General features: G+C 67.5%; 16 protein-coding genes. 7 read left to right on the forward strand and 9 right to left on the reverse strand.

What is annotated here, in order from left to right; translation table 11 throughout:
• Positions 1 to 73 precede the first annotated feature (73 nt).
• The 8 genes from gmk to AC1DSO_RS06520 all read right to left on the reverse strand — a co-directional run bounded on the left by gmk (position 74) and on the right by AC1DSO_RS06520 (position 6,873).
• Positions 74 to 715 (reverse strand): guanylate kinase, encoded by a 642-nt coding sequence (gene gmk, locus AC1DSO_RS06485; RefSeq protein WP_477068070.1) that lies wholly within the window; start codon positions 713 to 715, stop codon positions 74 to 76.
• A complete protein-coding gene (locus tag AC1DSO_RS06490) occupies positions 708 to 1,589 on the reverse strand; it encodes a YicC/YloC family endoribonuclease (protein ID WP_477068071.1) in 882 nt (293 codons plus the stop codon). The genes gmk and AC1DSO_RS06490 overlap by 8 nt, the downstream gene beginning before the upstream one ends.
• A 5-nt stretch (positions 1,590 to 1,594) precedes the next feature.
• The gene (mltG, locus tag AC1DSO_RS06495; protein WP_477068072.1) at positions 1,595 to 2,692 is read right to left on the reverse strand and encodes an endolytic transglycosylase MltG; all 1,098 of its coding nucleotides are present in this window, start codon (positions 2,690 to 2,692) and stop codon (positions 1,595 to 1,597) included.
• Positions 2,689 to 3,969, reverse strand: coding sequence for a beta-ketoacyl-ACP synthase II (gene fabF, locus AC1DSO_RS06500; RefSeq protein WP_047405147.1), 1,281 nt, complete (start codon positions 3,967 to 3,969; stop codon positions 2,689 to 2,691). The genes mltG and fabF overlap by 4 nt, the downstream gene beginning before the upstream one ends.
• A 164-nt stretch (positions 3,970 to 4,133) precedes the next feature.
• Positions 4,134 to 4,370 (reverse strand): acyl carrier protein, encoded by a 237-nt coding sequence (locus tag AC1DSO_RS06505; protein WP_004615098.1) that lies wholly within the window; start codon positions 4,368 to 4,370, stop codon positions 4,134 to 4,136.
• Between the two features lie 137 nt (positions 4,371 to 4,507).
• Positions 4,508 to 5,248 (reverse strand): 3-oxoacyl-[acyl-carrier-protein] reductase, encoded by a 741-nt coding sequence (gene fabG, locus AC1DSO_RS06510; protein ID WP_477068073.1) that lies wholly within the window; start codon positions 5,246 to 5,248, stop codon positions 4,508 to 4,510.
• Between the two features lie 118 nt (positions 5,249 to 5,366).
• Positions 5,367 to 6,311 (reverse strand): ACP S-malonyltransferase, encoded by a 945-nt coding sequence (gene fabD / locus AC1DSO_RS06515; RefSeq protein WP_477068074.1) that lies wholly within the window; start codon positions 6,309 to 6,311, stop codon positions 5,367 to 5,369.
• Positions 6,312 to 6,393: 82 nt separating this feature from the next.
• Entirely contained in the window at positions 6,394 to 6,873 is a 480-nt protein-coding gene (locus tag AC1DSO_RS06520; RefSeq protein ID WP_477068075.1) for a group II truncated hemoglobin, read from the reverse strand.
• A gap of 116 nt (positions 6,874 to 6,989) precedes the next feature.
• Between AC1DSO_RS06520 and AC1DSO_RS06525 the strand changes: the two genes are divergently transcribed.
• The 3 genes from AC1DSO_RS06525 to AC1DSO_RS06535 all read left to right on the forward strand — a co-directional run bounded on the left by AC1DSO_RS06525 (position 6,990) and on the right by AC1DSO_RS06535 (position 9,617).
• Positions 6,990 to 7,535 carry a peroxiredoxin gene (locus tag AC1DSO_RS06525; RefSeq protein ID WP_477068076.1) on the forward strand — a complete coding sequence of 182 codons (546 nt, stop codon included), beginning with the start codon at positions 6,990 to 6,992 and terminating at the stop codon, positions 7,533 to 7,535.
• A gap of 68 nt (positions 7,536 to 7,603) precedes the next feature.
• Positions 7,604 to 8,716: a helix-turn-helix domain-containing protein gene (locus tag AC1DSO_RS06530; RefSeq protein ID WP_477068077.1), complete on the forward strand. Its 1,113-nt coding sequence runs from the start codon at positions 7,604 to 7,606 to the stop codon at positions 8,714 to 8,716.
• A gap of 85 nt (positions 8,717 to 8,801) precedes the next feature.
• Entirely contained in the window at positions 8,802 to 9,617 is an 816-nt protein-coding gene (locus tag AC1DSO_RS06535; protein WP_477068136.1) for a sterol desaturase family protein, read from the forward strand.
• On the opposite strand, the gene AC1DSO_RS06540 is transcribed toward AC1DSO_RS06535, so the two are convergent.
• Positions 9,592 to 10,275, reverse strand: coding sequence for a hypothetical protein (locus tag AC1DSO_RS06540; RefSeq protein WP_477068078.1), 684 nt, complete (start codon positions 10,273 to 10,275; stop codon positions 9,592 to 9,594). The genes AC1DSO_RS06535 and AC1DSO_RS06540 overlap by 26 nt on opposite strands.
• Positions 10,276 to 10,545: 270 nt before the next feature.
• On the opposite strand from AC1DSO_RS06540, the gene rpsF reads away from it, so the two are divergent.
• The 4 genes from rpsF (at position 10,546) to AC1DSO_RS06560 (ending at position 14,444) form a co-directional block, all read left to right on the forward strand.
• Positions 10,546 to 10,926: a 30S ribosomal protein S6 gene (rpsF, locus tag AC1DSO_RS06545; protein ID WP_047405128.1), complete on the forward strand. Its 381-nt coding sequence runs from the start codon at positions 10,546 to 10,548 to the stop codon at positions 10,924 to 10,926.
• A 13-nt stretch (positions 10,927 to 10,939) separates the two neighbouring features.
• Complete coding sequence (gene rpsR, locus AC1DSO_RS06550; RefSeq protein WP_004615089.1) at positions 10,940 to 11,218, forward strand: 30S ribosomal protein S18; 279 nt, start codon at positions 10,940 to 10,942, stop codon at positions 11,216 to 11,218.
• 13 nt (positions 11,219 to 11,231) lie between these two features.
• Positions 11,232 to 11,816, forward strand: coding sequence for a 50S ribosomal protein L9 (gene rplI, locus AC1DSO_RS06555; protein ID WP_047405120.1), 585 nt, complete (start codon positions 11,232 to 11,234; stop codon positions 11,814 to 11,816).
• 201 nt (positions 11,817 to 12,017) lie between these two features.
• Positions 12,018 to 14,444 (forward strand): TonB-dependent receptor plug domain-containing protein, encoded by a 2,427-nt coding sequence (locus AC1DSO_RS06560; RefSeq protein ID WP_477068079.1) that lies wholly within the window; start codon positions 12,018 to 12,020, stop codon positions 14,442 to 14,444.
• Positions 14,445 to 14,454 lie beyond the last annotated feature (10 nt).

Genomic DNA, 14,454 nt, shown 5'->3' on the forward strand with positions numbered 1-14,454 from the left:
CGCCGAAACCGCTCACACTTTCGGCTGCCACGCTCTAAGCCGCGAGGTCCTGGCGGCGGGCCTTGGCTCGCCGCTAGATCTCTTCCTTCAGAAGATCGCCCACCAGGCCGCCGATCCACGGGTTACGCGCCCGCTTGAGACGCTCGGCGTGATAGATGTGGGCCAGGTCCGAATAGGCCCGGTCGAAATCCTCATTCAGAATGACGTAGTCGAAGCGCTCCCAGTCGGCGACCTCGTCCTTGGCGCGCGCGAGACGACGATGGATCACCTCCTCGCTGTCCTGGCTGCGCGCGTGCAGTCGGCGGCTCATCTCGGCCAGCGACGGCGGCAGGATATAGACCAGCACGCTGTCTTCCCGGGCCTGGGCGTGAACCTTCATGGCGCCCTGGAAGTCGATGTCGAACAGGGCGCTTTCGCCTCGCTCTAGCGCTTGCATGATCGGCGGCTTGGGGCTGCCGTAATAGTTGCCATAGACCTCGGCCCACTCCAGGAACGCGTCCTGGTCGATCATCGCCTGGAACTTGTCGCGGCTGACGAAGTGATAGTCGCGGCCGTCGTGCTCGCCCGGCCGCGGGTCGCGGGTCGTGGCGCTGATCGACAGGTGCAGGTCGTTGTGGTCGGCCACCAGACGGCGGGTCAGCGAGGTCTTGCCGACGCCCGAGGGGGCGACGACCATCAGCAGAAGGCCGCGATGGGGATGATGGGGCTTATTCAACGTTCTGGACCTGCTCGCGGAACTGCTCGATCACGGCCTTCAGCTCAAGACCGATCGCGGTCAGGGCGGTCAGGGCCGATTTCGAACAGAGGGTATTGGATTCTCGCATGAATTCCTGGGACAGGAAGTCGAGCCTGCGGCCCGACGCGCCCTCGCTCGAAAGCAGGGCCCGCGCGCCGGCGATGTGACTGATCAGGCGGTCCAGCTCCTCGCGCACGTCGGCCTTCACGGCCTGGGCGGCGGCTTCCTGGACGATGCGCTCCTCGCTGGCGGCCTCGCCGACCAGTTCGGCCATGCGGCGGGCGAAGCGCTCCTTCAGCACCGCCGGCTGACCGGCGGCCTCGCCTTCGGCTTGGTTGGTCAGCGCCTCGATGCGGTCGACCAAGCCGTTCAGCACCGGATCCAGGGCCGCGCCCTCCTCCAGCCGCGCCGCCTTGAGGCCGTCCAGAGCCTGGGCGATCGAGGCCGCCATGGCCGCCTCGATGGTAGCGCGGGTCTCGGCGTCGTCCTCGTCCTCGCGCGCCTCGATGACGCCCTTCAGAGCCAGCAGGCCGTCCAGGGTGGGCTTGGCGACCATGCCGGTGGCGACATAGGGCCCGCCGGCGGTCAGGTAGCGTTCCAGGGCGGCGACATTGACCTGGGTCTCGCCCGAGGTCTCGGCCCGCTTGGCCTGGACGTTGACGGTCAGTTGGCCGCGCTGGAAGCGGGCCTGCGAGCCGTCACGAGCGGCGCGCTCTAGGCTCTCGAAGCCCGGCGGGCCACGAAAGCGGGTCTCGAGGTTGCGGCCGTTGACGCTGCGCGCCTCGACCGCCCAGGTCCAGGCGCCGTGCGCGCCTTCGACCCGGGCGAAACCCGTCATCCCCGAGAGCGCCATGGTTTTCAGTCCCCCGCCGGCTTGACCGGCGCGTCGGCCGCGCGGTCGCGCTCGATCTGCCGCCACTTGGCGACGTTGGCGTTGTGCTGCTCCAGGGTGGAGGCGAACACGTGGCCGCCGGTGCCGTCGGCGACGAAATAGAGGTCGTCGGTCTTGGCCGGGTTCAGCACCGCCGCCAGGGCCGCGCGGCCCGGATTGGCGATCGGCGTCGGCGGCAGGCCGGCGATCAGATAGGTGTTGTACGGCGTCGGGCGCTGCAGCTCCGACAGGCGGATGCCCCGGCCCAACGGCCGGCCGCGCGAGATGCCGTAGATGATCGTCGGGTCCGACCCCAGGCGCATGCCGGTGCGCAGGCGGTTGACGAACACGGCGGCCACGCGCGGACGCTCCGAGGCCAGGCCGGTCTCCTTTTCGACGATCGAGGCCAGGGTGACGGCCTCGTCCTTGGTCTGGAACGGCAGGCCCTGGACGCGGTTGGCCCACAGCTGGTTCAGCAGCTTGTCGCGGTCGTCCATCATGCGCTGCAGGACGGCGGCGCGGTCCTCGCCGCGCTGAACCTCGTAGGTCTCGGGCAGGATCGCGCCTTCGGGCGGGGTCGCGGCGCTGCCGGTCAGCACGTCGGATTTGGTGAGGATGTCCATGACCATGTCCGAGGTCAGGCCCTCGGGCACGGTGATCCAGTGGCGGACGATGCGGCCGTGGCGGACGGCGTCCAGCACCTGGGCCATCGAGGCGCGCGAACCGAACTCGTACTCGCCGGCCTTCAAGGTCCGGGCCGCGCCGGTGACCTTGGCGGCGGTCATGAAGATCGACGAGGAGCGGATGACGCCGCCCCGCTCCAGGCTGGCGGCGATCTCCGGCAGGCTGGCGCCCTTGCGCAGGATCACCGTCGTCTTGTCGCCGGCCTTGGCGGCGGGACCGGGGCCCTGATAGACCCAGGCCGCGCCGAGGATGGCCACCATGCCGACCACGACCAGCGTCGTGACCGCGCCGAACAGGGCGCGAACCAGGCGGCGCCCTAGCGACGCCGTCTCGCGACGGGCGGTTCTGGCCCTCTGGGGCCCCTTGGGCGCGCGGGCGCGAGGCGGCGTCTTCTTGCTCACGTGACCTTCTTGAACACGACGGTGGCGTTGGTGCCGCCGAAGCCGAAGCTGTTGGACACGGCCACGTCGATCTTCATCGGCACGGCCTTGTTCGGCGCCAGGTTCATGGCGACGTGGACGTCCGGATTGTCGAGGTTGATGGTCGGCGGGGCGATCTGGTCGCGGATGGCCAGGATCGAGAAGATGCCCTCGATCGCGCCGGCCGCGCCCAGCAGGTGGCCGGTCATCGACTTGGTCGAGGACATGACGACGTTCTTGGCGTGGTCGCCCAGGAAGCGTTCCACCGCGCCGGCCTCGAGGCCGTCGGCCATGGTCGAGGTGCCGTGGGCGTTGACGTAGTCGATGTCCGAGGGCTTCAGGCCCGCGTCCTTCATCGCCGCCGCCAGAGCGCGGCCGCCGCCTTCGCCGTCTTCCGACGGGGCGGTGATGTGGTGGGCGTCGCCCGACAGGCCGTAGCCGACGACCTCGGCATAGATCTTGGCCCCGCGCGCCTTGGCGTGCTCGTACTCTTCCAGCACCAGGGCGCCGGCGCCCTCGCCCATGACGAAGCCGTCGCGGTCCTTGTCGTAGGGACGCGAGGCCTTCTCGGGCGTGGCGTTCCAGTCGGTGGACACGGCGCGGCAGGCGATGAAGCCGGCGATGCCAACCTTGCAGACCGCCGCTTCCGCACCGCCGGCCACCATCACGTCGGCGTCGCCGTACTTGATCAGCCGCATGGCGTCGCCGATGGCGTGGGCGCCGGTGGCGCAGGCCGTCACCACCGCGTGGTTGGGGCCCTTGAAGCCATGCTTGATCGAGACCTGACCCGAAATGAGGTTGATCAGGGCCGAGGAGATGAAGAACGGGCTGACCCGGCGCGGACCCTTGGCCTCCAGCTCCAGGGCCGTGTCGGCGATCGTCGACAGGCCGCCGATGCCCGAGCCCAGGATGACGCCGGTGCGCCACTTGTCCTCGTCGGTCTCCGGGACCCAGCCCGAATCCTTGATGGCCTCGTCGGCGGCGGCGATGCCATACAGAATGAAATCGTCCACGCGCTTCTGGTCGCGCGGGCTCATGGTCAGGTCCGGGTTGAACGAGCCCTCGACGTCGGGGCCGCCGCCGCCGCGCCCGTCGACGCGCGGAACCTCGCAGGCCACCTGGCACGCATACTCGGTCGGATCGAAGGCCGTGATGCGGTTCGCGCCGGACTTGCCGGCCAGGATGTTCTTCCAGGTGATGTCGACGCCCTGGCCCAGAGGGGTCAGCAGGCCGATACCCGTGACAACGACTCTACGCATGGATCACTCCCAAACCTTCGTGCGGGACGCTGCATCCGGGGATAGCCCCTAGCCGCGCCAGCCGCGAATCTTGGCCTCAAACGAAAACCGCCGCGCGCACGATGGCAAGAGCCCGTGCGACGCGGCGGAAATGGTCAGGTTCGACTAGCGAACTCGACGCCTGATTAGGCGGTCTTTTCCGTGATGAACTTCACGGCGTCGCCAACCGTCTGGATGTGCTCGGCGGCGTCGTCCGGGATTTCGATGTCGAACTCTTCTTCGAACGCCATCACCAGCTCGACGTTGTCGAGGCTGTCGGCGCCCAGGTCGTCGATGAAGGAAGCCTTCTCGGTGACCTTCTCGGGATCGGCATCCAGGTGTTCGATGACGATCTTACGCACGCGCTCGAGAATGTCGGACATTCTGTTAGTCCCTCGCTTAAGAAATTTTCGGCCCATGAACAGCGAGGCAAGCCACGCTATTCGCAGGAATTGTCGGGCTCCGCCTATCACGTTCCTTTTCGGCTTGCTAGCGGCAGACCGAAGGAGGAACGGCGGTTTTAGATCATGGCCATGCCGCCGTTGACGTGCAAGGTCTGCCCGGTGACGTAGCCGGCCTGATCGCTGGCCAGGAAAACGCACGCCGCGGCGATATCGCTCCCTTCGCCCAGCTTGCCGGCCGGAATCGTCGAGAGGATGCCCGCCTTCTGCTGCTCGTTGAGCGCATCGGTCATCGGGCTGGCGATGAAACCAGGGGCCACGCAGTTCACCGTCACGCCACGACTGGCCAGTTCCTGGGCCAGGGCCTTGGAGAAACCGATCATGCCGGCCTTGGAGGCGGCGTAGTTGGTCTGGCCGGGGTTGCCGGTGACGCCCACGATCGAGGTGATGCCGATGATACGACCGCTACGGCGCTTCATCATGCCCTTGGCGGCGGCGCGCGACAGGCGGAAATAGCCCTCCAGATTGACCTTGATCACGGTCTCCCAGTCCTCGTCCTTCATGCGGACGATCAGGCCGTCGCGGGTGATGCCGGCGTTGGCGATCACGATGTCCAGCGGCGCGCCGGCGGCTTCTTCGGCCTTGGCGACCAGGCCATCGACAGCTTCGGCGTCCGAGAGATTCGCCACCACGGTCGAGACGCGCTCGCCCAGTTCGCTCTTCAGCTCGGCCAGGGCCGATTCGCGGGTGCCCGAGAGGACGACATGGGCGCCTTGGCCGTGCAGGGCGCGGGCGATGGCGCCGCCGATGCCGCCGGTGGCGCCGGTGACGAGAGCGGTCTTGCCGGTGAGGTCGAACATGGTTGGGTCTCCCAGTCCAAATTTGTCATCCCGGCCGAAGAGCCGGGACCGCCGGACACGCCGGCGCTTGTTGCGGTCCCGGGTCGCCGCGCTACGCGCTCGCCCGGGATGACAGTTTCTAAAGCGACGCCGCGAAGGCTTCGAGATCGGCGGGCGTATTGAGCGGGGTCGCCTCGGCGTCCGGGGCGATGCGCTTGGCCATGCCGGACAGCACCTTGCCGGCGCCGGCCTCGGCGAAACGCGTGACGCCGCCGTCGGCAGCCAGCCAGGTCATGCTCTCGCGCCAACGGACGCGGCCGGTGACCTGCTCGACCAGCAGCTTGCGGATGACGTCCGGGTCGTGGACCGGCGCGGCGGTGATATTGGCGACCAGCGGCGCGCGCGGGGCGATGATGGTGGTGCGAGCGAGCGCCTCGGCCATCTCGTCGGCGGCCGGCTGCATCAGCGGGCAGTGGAACGGGGCCGAGACGTTCAGCGGAATGGCCCGCGCGCCCAGTTCCTTGGCCTTCTCGATGGCCTTATCCACGGCGGCTTTGGCGCCGGAGATCACCACATTGCCGTTGTTGTTGTCGTTGGCCACGACGCAGACCCCGACTTCCGAGCCGGCGGCCGCGGCGGCTTCGGCCAGGGCCAGGTCGGTCTTGGGACCGATCAGCGAAGCCATCGCGCCCTCGCCCACCGGCACAGCGCGCTGCATGGCCTGGCCGCGCAGCTTCAGCAGACGTGCGGTGTCGGCCAGGGTGATGGCGCCGGCGGCGGCCAAGGCCGAGTATTCGCCGAGACTGTGACCGGCCACGAAGGCGGCGCGATCAATGCCGATCCCGAACTCCTTCTCCAGCGTGCGGGTCACGGCCAGGCTGACGGCCATCAGGGCCGGCTGAGCGTTCTCGGTCAGGGTCAGGTCGCCCTCGGGCCCGTCCTTCATCAGGGCGAACAGCTTCTGGCCCAGGGCGTCGTCGACTTCCTGGAACACCTCGCGGGCGGCGGCGAAGGCCTGGGCGAGATCGACGCCCATGCCGACCGACTGGCTGCCCTGGCCGGGGAAAATGAAGGCGATGCTCATGATGGCCCGCTCCGTCTCAACTAGATTCAAGGGGCGGAGGGTTAGGCCAAAGGGGCCTGGGCGGCAAGTCGGCCCCGTCTTCTCACCCTAGCCACGGCCCTCCGGGCGGTCCCCAACCCCAGACCGGCATCGGCGGCTCGCCCTCGGGCTCGGGCACGCCCGCGGCCGAGTTGATCACCGCCAGGCGGGTGCCCCATTCCAGATAACCCACGAAGGCGGCGCGGAATTCCGGATCGTCGGGCATCCCGACCTCGTCGGCGGTGGCCAGCATCAGGGCCACCCAGGCCCGGCGCTGCTCCTGGGTCAGATGCCGGCCCATGTGCTTGCGGATCATCGCGGCGTGTCCGCCGCCAGCCTGGGTATAGGTCTTGGGCCCGCCGAACACCTCGCCAACGAACGCCGCCACGTGTTCGGCGTGCCGGGGGTCCATGTGGGCGAAGACCGGGGCCAGGATCGGGTCATCCGGCACCTTGGCGTAGAAGGTCTCGAACAGGGTCTTGAACCTTGCCGGGCCGCCAGCCCACTCAGCCAGGGTCGGAACCTCGGACTCGCCCAGCGCCATCGTCTTCTCCCCAATGTCTGTAAGGGCAGGTAACGACGAAGGTAGCGGTTTGGAAGACGGGAGAATGGGGTTATCCAAGACGTGACCGTAAACATCCCCCCGCTGGAGCCTTTTTGATGCCTCGTCTGCTCGCCGGTATCGCCGCGGCCGCCCTCGCCCTGGCCGCAACCTCCCCCGCCCTGGCCGCGCTGAAGGTCGGCGACAAGGCTCCCGAGTTCACCGCCAAGGCCGCCTTGGCCGGCAAGGACTTCGACTTCAAGCTGGCCAAGGCCCTGAAGAAGGGACCGGTGGTGCTGTACTTCTTCCCGGCCGCCTACACCGCCGGCTGCACGGCCGAGGCCCACGAGTTCGCCGAGGCCACCCCCGAATTTGAAAAGCTGGGCGCCACGGTGATCGGCGTCACGGCCGGCAATGTCGACCGCATCAAGGACTTCTCCAAGGAGCACTGCCGCGACAAGTTCGCGGTGGCCGCCGCCGACGCCGCCCTGGTCAAGAACTATGACGTGGTGCTGTCGCAGAAGCCCGAATGGTCGAACCGCACCTCGTACGTGATCGCCCCGGACCACAAGATCCTGATGGCTTACACCGACGGCAACTTCGCCGGCCACGTGACCCAAACCATGGACGCGGTGAAGGCTTACAACGCCGCCCACAAGAAGTAGCCAAGCTTTTCGGGTTTCGACCAGCCGCGCGGCTTGAGGGTCGCGCGCGCTTGGAGAGATGATCGGGCATGACCGATCCCGCCTCCCTAGAGATCGCCGCGAGAGGTGTCGCTATCGGCGCCTTCGCCGCCACCGGCGTGGCCCTGGCCGCCAGCCGGAGCCTGACGCCGGCCCGTTGGGTGGGGGTCGCCTTGATGGCCTGCGCCATCGCCCACGTCGTCGAGAACCAGTTCTACTACACCGCGCATCGCCACTTCAGCCTGGTCACCTGGGCCATGGCCGCGTCCGCGACGAGCCTGTTCTGGCTGTTCTGCTCGGTCCTGTTCGAGGACGAGCCCAAGATCCCGTCCTGGCGCTTCGCCATCCCCGGCGCGACCCTGGCCTTGTGGGCCGCCGGTGCGTTTCTGCCGCCGTCTCCAGCGCGCGGAGCCGTCTGGCTGCTGTGCGCCGCCTTCTCGGTCGTGCTGATGGTCCACATCCTGCTGATGGCCTGGAAAGGCTGGCAAACGGACCTGGTCGAACGCCGCCGCCGGCTCCGCGCGCCGATCGCGGCCGCGGCGACGGGCTATATGTTCATCCAGACCCTGTGCGATTTCGGGTTCGGCCACGGCCCCGTCTTGCCGAGCATGGCCCAGGCCCTGGCCCTGGCCGGTCTCGGAATCGGCTCGGCTCTCGTCCTGCTGCGCGCCGAGCCTGCCTTGGTCCAGGCCGCGCCGGCGGCGGATGACGTGCGCGAACCCAAGCCGGTGGAGATGCTGGACCTCACCCCCGCCGACCGCCTCGTCCTGGCGCGCCTGGACAAGGCCATGAACGAGAACGAGGTCTGGCGCGGCGAGGACCTGTCGATCGGGACCCTGGCCGCCCTGGTCGGGGCGCCCGAGCACCGCTTGCGCAAGCTGATCAACGGCGTGCTGGGCCACCGCAACTTCGCCGACTACGTCAACGGCCGGCGGATCGCGGCGGCCAAGATCGCCCTGGCCGATCCCGAGCAGGCGCTGAAGTCGGTCTCGACCATCGCCTATGAGCTGGGCTTCGCCTCGCTGGGCCCGTTCAACCGCGCCTTCCGCGCCGCCGCCGGCGTCACGCCGACAGCTTGGCGTCAGGAAACCACGCCGGCCATCCCGCGCCTGCGGCTGGTCGAAACCGGCGAAGACGCGTCGAAAGCCGACAAGCGGGCCTGATTTCGCACCCGGCGAGACGGTCGAAGGCCGGGCCGCTTCCCTGGCGAGGTCTCTCACCGCCCAGGAGCCTCCGATGGCGTCCCAACTGCTCGCCCCCCTCCTCCCGTTCGCCCGCAATTGGCTCGACGCCATGCAGGTCGACGTCACCCGTTACGTCACCTTCTCGGTCAGCGTCTGGCTGGTCCTGTGGGTCCTGCTGGCCGCGCCGCTGGCGGGCCGCAAGATCCGCGATGGCCGACCGGCCGCGCGCCAGCTGCTGATCGAGTTCCTGACCTCGATCCGCTCGATCATGATCTTTTCGACCGTGGGCCTGCTGACCTTCGCTCTGTTTCGCGCCGGCTGGCTGCCGGGACCGTACATCGCGAAGGGGTGGGGCCCGGCCTGGTTCTGGACCAGCCTCGTGCTGATGATCGTCGCCCACGACGCCTGGTTCTACTGGACGCACCGGCTGATCCACGACCGTCGCCTATTTCGGGCCTTCCACCGACGCCACCACCGGTCGAACAACCCCTCGCCGTTCACCGCCTACAGCTTCGATCTCGGCGAAGCCTTCATCAACGGCGTGTTCGTGCCGCTGTGGATGATCCTGGTCCCGACGCAGTGGCCGGTGATCGGGCTGTTCATGCTGCATCAGATCGTCCGCAACACCCTCGGCCATTCGGGCTACGAGCTGTTCCCCGCCCGCAAGGACGGCCGGCCGCTGCTGCCCTGGATCACGACCGTGACCCATCATGACCTGCACCACGCCCAGGCGGGCTGGAATTACGGCCTCTATTTCACCTGGTGGGACAGGCTGATGGGCACCGAGAACCCGGACTATCTGAAGCGTTTCGCTGAGGTGACGGCCAAGAAGGCCAAGACCGGCAAGCTTGAGGCTACCAGCTCGCCTTCACCAGCTTGACCATGGCGCGGGCGTCCTGCAGCCGCCATTCGTCGCGGGCGTTGATCCCCCGCGTGGGCGACCCGCGCAGGCTGACGGTAATCTCGGCCGGAATGTCGAACGGCCGGGTCAGCGAAAGGTCGATGCCCTCTTCGCCGGTCGAGCCGCCGCCCAGGGCGATCGAGCCGATCGGCCGCCCTTCCAGGGTCAGCGACGAGCGGATATTGGCGCGGGCCACCGGGATCTTGCCTGGCACGGCGATGGCCTGACTGGCGTCCATGTCCATCGAGAAGCGGACATAGTTGGCGCGTGGCAGCAGGCCGAAGCCGAACATCTTCGACATCGATGAGCGCAGCCTGGCCTCGCGGTCGTTCCACGAGGCGCCGACCGCCAGGGCCCGCTGGCCGATGCGACTGTCATCGGGCTTCTGCGTCAGGTTGAGGTCGAAGTCGTAGGTCGGATTTTCGAGCGTGCCCGCCGTCCTGACGGTCAGGGCGACCTTCTCGGTGTCGGTGGAAAGATCCAGCGGCAGGGCCGCCGAATAGCCGGCGAAGCGGCCGTCCTTGGCCGAGACCGACATGGCGGGCTTTTGAATGATCTCGGCATGCGCGGACGCGCCAACGGCCGTCACAGCGGCGGCCGTCGCGAGCGCGATCACAAGGCGTGTCCCGATACCCATGTTCGCCTGCTAGCATACTCGCCATCGCGGATGAAGCCCGTCAGGCCGTCATTTGTATGACAGATTCGAGACCGCCCGTTTCGGCGGCAAACCTCGATGCGCCTTGCCTTTCGCCCTCTTCTCCTGTAGGAGCGCGCGTTCTCATGGAAGAGCGGTCTTGCACGCACCCATCCGGGACCGGGGATTTCCCCGCTCGGCTTGCAGGATCCATCGTGGTCGACGGACTTCCGTCGTCGCCCACGCCGCCTTCCACAACGGAAGAAGGAAAACATGGCGTTCTACGAACACGTGGTCATCGCGCGGCAGGATATCTCGCCGCAACAGGCCGAAGCTCTGAACGAGCAACTGAAGACCCTCATCGAAGAGAATGGCGGCCACATCGCCAAGATCGAGTACTGGGGCCTTCGCAACCTCACCTACCGCATCAAGAAGAACCGCAAGGGCCACTATTCCCTGCTCGCGATCGACGCCCCGGCGCCGGCCGTGAAGGAAATGGAGCGTCAGCTGCTCATCAACGAAGATGTGCTGCGCTTCATGACCATCCGCGTGGAAGAGCTGGACCTGGAACTGTCGCCGGTCCTGGCGCGTCGTGACCGTGGCGATCGCCCGGAACGTCCGCGCGACGACTTCGCGCCTCAGGCTCAAGCGTAAGGGAGAAGAGATCATGACCGATACGACTGCTCCCGAAGCCGGCGCTCCGGCCGCCGCCGCTGGCGGTGCTCGCCGCCCGTTCTTCCGTCGCCGCAAGGTGTGCCCGTTCTCGGGCGCCAACGCGCCGAAGATCGACTACAAGGACGTGAAGCTGCTGCAGCGTTACGTTTCCGAACGCGGCAAGATCGTGCCGTCGCGCATCACCGCGGTGTCGGCCAAGAAGCAACGCGAACTGGCCAAGGCCATCAAGCGCGCCCGCTTCCTGGCTCTGCTCCCCTACGTCGTGAAGTAAGGGAGACGCCACGATGAAAGTCATTCTGCTCGAACGCGTTGAAGGCACCGGCGTCCTCGGCGACGTGGTCACGGTGAAGGACGGCTTCGCCCGTAACTTCCTGCTGCCGCGTCACAAGGCCCTGCGCGCCACCAAGGCCAACGAAGCCAACTTCGAGGCGCAACGCGCCGAGATCGAGGCTCGCAACGTCCGCAACCGCGAAGCCGCTGGCAAGAACGGTGAAGCGCTGGACGGCACCCAGTACATCATGATCCGTCAAGCGGGCGAAAGCGGCCAGCTGTACGGTTCGGTCGCGGGTCGCGACGTCGCCGACGCCATCAAGGCCGAAGGCGGCAAGGTCGACCGCTCGATGGTCGTGCTGGACAAGCCGATCAAGACGCTGGGCGTCCACGAAGTGAAGGTGAAGCTGCACGCCGAAGTGACCGTCACGGTCACCTTGAACATCGCGCGCAGCCAGGACGAAGCCGAGCGCCAGGCGCGCGGCGAAAACGTCATCGCCTCGCAGTTCGAAGAAGACCGCGCCGCTGACGCCGAAGCCGCCCAAGACATGGCCGAAGGCGGCGCCGGCTCGTTCGAAGGCGACCACTACGAAGCCTGATTCCTTCCGGAATCGGACGACTATCAAGAGAACGGCGCGGAGCGATCCGCGCCGTTTTTCTTTGTTTCATTTTAGAAATGATCAACTTGTAGGCGCCGACCAACACGCCCATGTTGTCCCCTAAGAGGCGAAAACGCCTCGTATTGGGGGGAAGTCGGTCGGCAGGAGCGGCCCCTCCGCCTTGTGAGAGGGGAATACCGCATGAGCTTGCGTCACCTGTTGTTGACCGCCGTGTCCGCCGCCGCGTGCGCCGGAACCGTCCACGCCCAGACCGCGCCGGCCGCCGAAACTACGTCGGTGGAAGAGGTCATCGTCACCGGCACACGGACGCCCGGCCGAACCCGGCTGGACACCATCGCTCCCGTCGACGTCATCAGCAATCAGGCCCTGGCCCGACAGGGCAGCGGGGCCGAACTGGCCCAGGCGCTGTCGAACCTGACCCCGGCCATCGACTTCCCGCGCCCCGCCATCACCGACGGCACCGACCACGTCCGCCCGGCCACCCTGCGCGGCCTGGCCCCTGACCAGACCCTGGTGCTGATCAACGGCATGCGCGGCCACGTCGGCGCCCTGGTCAACATCAACGGCTCGATCGGCCGCGGCTCGACCGCCTTCGACCTGAACTCGATCCCCACCGTGGCGGTCGAGCGGGTGGAAGTCCTGCGCGACGGCGCCTCGGCCCAGTACGGCGCCGACGCCATCGCCGGCGTGATCAACCTGCGTCTGCGCGAAGCCCGTAGCGGCGGCGGCGTGACGGTCAACTGGGGCAATTACGACACCAAGGTCCAGACCGCCCGCGGCGAGCGCAAGGCCCACGACGGCATGACCATGTCGGTCTCCGGCTGGCAGGGCCTGCCGATCGGCGACACCGGCTTTCTGACCGTCGCGGCCGAGTATCTGAACCGCCACCCGACCAACCGCGCCGACTATGTCGACCCGGTGGCCGCCCCCGCCTACGGCCGTCCCATCGTGCTGGGCCGCTACGGCGATCCCAAGCTGGAGAGCAAGGCGCTTTATCTGAACGCCGGCGTGCCGATGGGCGAGACCTGGTCGCTGTACGGCTACGGCGGCTATCAGCGCCGTGACACCGAGGCGGCCGCCACCGCCCGGACCTACAACAACGCCAATAACGTACCGGCGGTCTATCCGGGCGGCTTCCTGCCGATCATCGCCACCAAGATCGACGACTACAACGTCGCGGGCGGGATCAAGGGCGAGCTGGGCGGCTTCACGACCGACCTGGGCGTGACCTACGGCAAGAACTCGCTCGACTACACGATCAAGAACACGATCAACTCGACCTATGGCGCGGCCTCGCCCCGCACCTTCAAGGCCGGCGGGCTCGACTACGATCAGCTCCTGGTCAATCTGAACATGTCCAAGCCGTTTGACTTCGGCCTGGTCGCGCCCACCAACGTCGCCTTCGGCCTCGAATATCGCCAGGAGACCTTCCAGGTCCGCCAAGGCGAAGCGGCCTCCTATACGAAGGGCCCGCTGCCCGGCGCGCCCGTGTCGCAAGGCTTCGGCGGCTTCCGCCCGACCAACGAGGTCGACGTCGACCGCCACAACATCTCGGCCTATCTCGACCTGGAAGGGAAGCTGACCGAGAAGCTGTCGTTCGACGTCGCCGGCCGCTACGAGGACTATTCGGACTTCGGCTCGAAGGTCACCGGCAAGCTGTCGGCCCGCTATGACATCGACGACGCCCTGGCCGTCCGCGCCGCCATCTCCAGCGGCGTGAAGTCGCCGGCCTTGCAGCAGCAGTACTTCAGCTACACGGCCACCAACAACGTCGCCACGCCGACCGGCTCGATCCTGGTCGAGTCCGGCACCTTCACCGTCAACAGCCCCATCGCCGTGGCCCTGGGCGCCAAGCCGCTGAAGCCCGAGGAGTCGATGAATTACTCGGCGGGCATCGTCTTCCGCACCGGTCCGTTCGAGCTGACTGTCGATGCTTATCAGATCGACATCGACGACCGCATCGTGCTGTCCGAGAACCTCCCCAACCCGTCGACCCCGGCGGCGACCGCGGCGGTGATCAACGCCCTGCTCGCCCCCTACGGCGTCAGCGCGGCCCGCTTCTTCCTGAACGGCGTCGAGACCCGGACCCGAGGCGTCGACATCGTCGGCCGCTACCGTCTCGACACGGTCGACACCGGCCGCTTCGACTTCACCGTGGCCGCCAACTTCAACGGCACCGAGGTCAGAAAGACCCCGGGTCTGCCGACCATCACCTCGGTCTCGCAGCCGCCGTTCCTGTTCGACCGCGGCAACGTCAAGACCTACGAGGAAGGCACGCCGAACCAGAAGTTCGTGCTGAACACCGACTGGTCGCTGGGCGGTTGGGGTGCGACCCTGAAGGGCACCTTCTATGACAGCGTCCTGGTGCCGAACAACAACCCGATCCTGGACTACAACACCGGCGACACCTGGATCGTCGACCTGGAAGGCCGCTACAAGCTGGGCCCGGCGGGCCTGGCCCTGGGCCTCAACAACCTGTTCGACCAATATCCGAACAAGACGCCAGCCTTGATCAACTCGCCCAGCGGGTCGATCGGCTTCCCCAGCTACTCGCCGTTCGGCTTCAACGGACGCTTCCTGTACGCCCGCGTCAGCGTGAACTGGTAGGCTGAACGGG

Source organism: Caulobacter sp. P4_E5 (assembly GCF_056401555.1).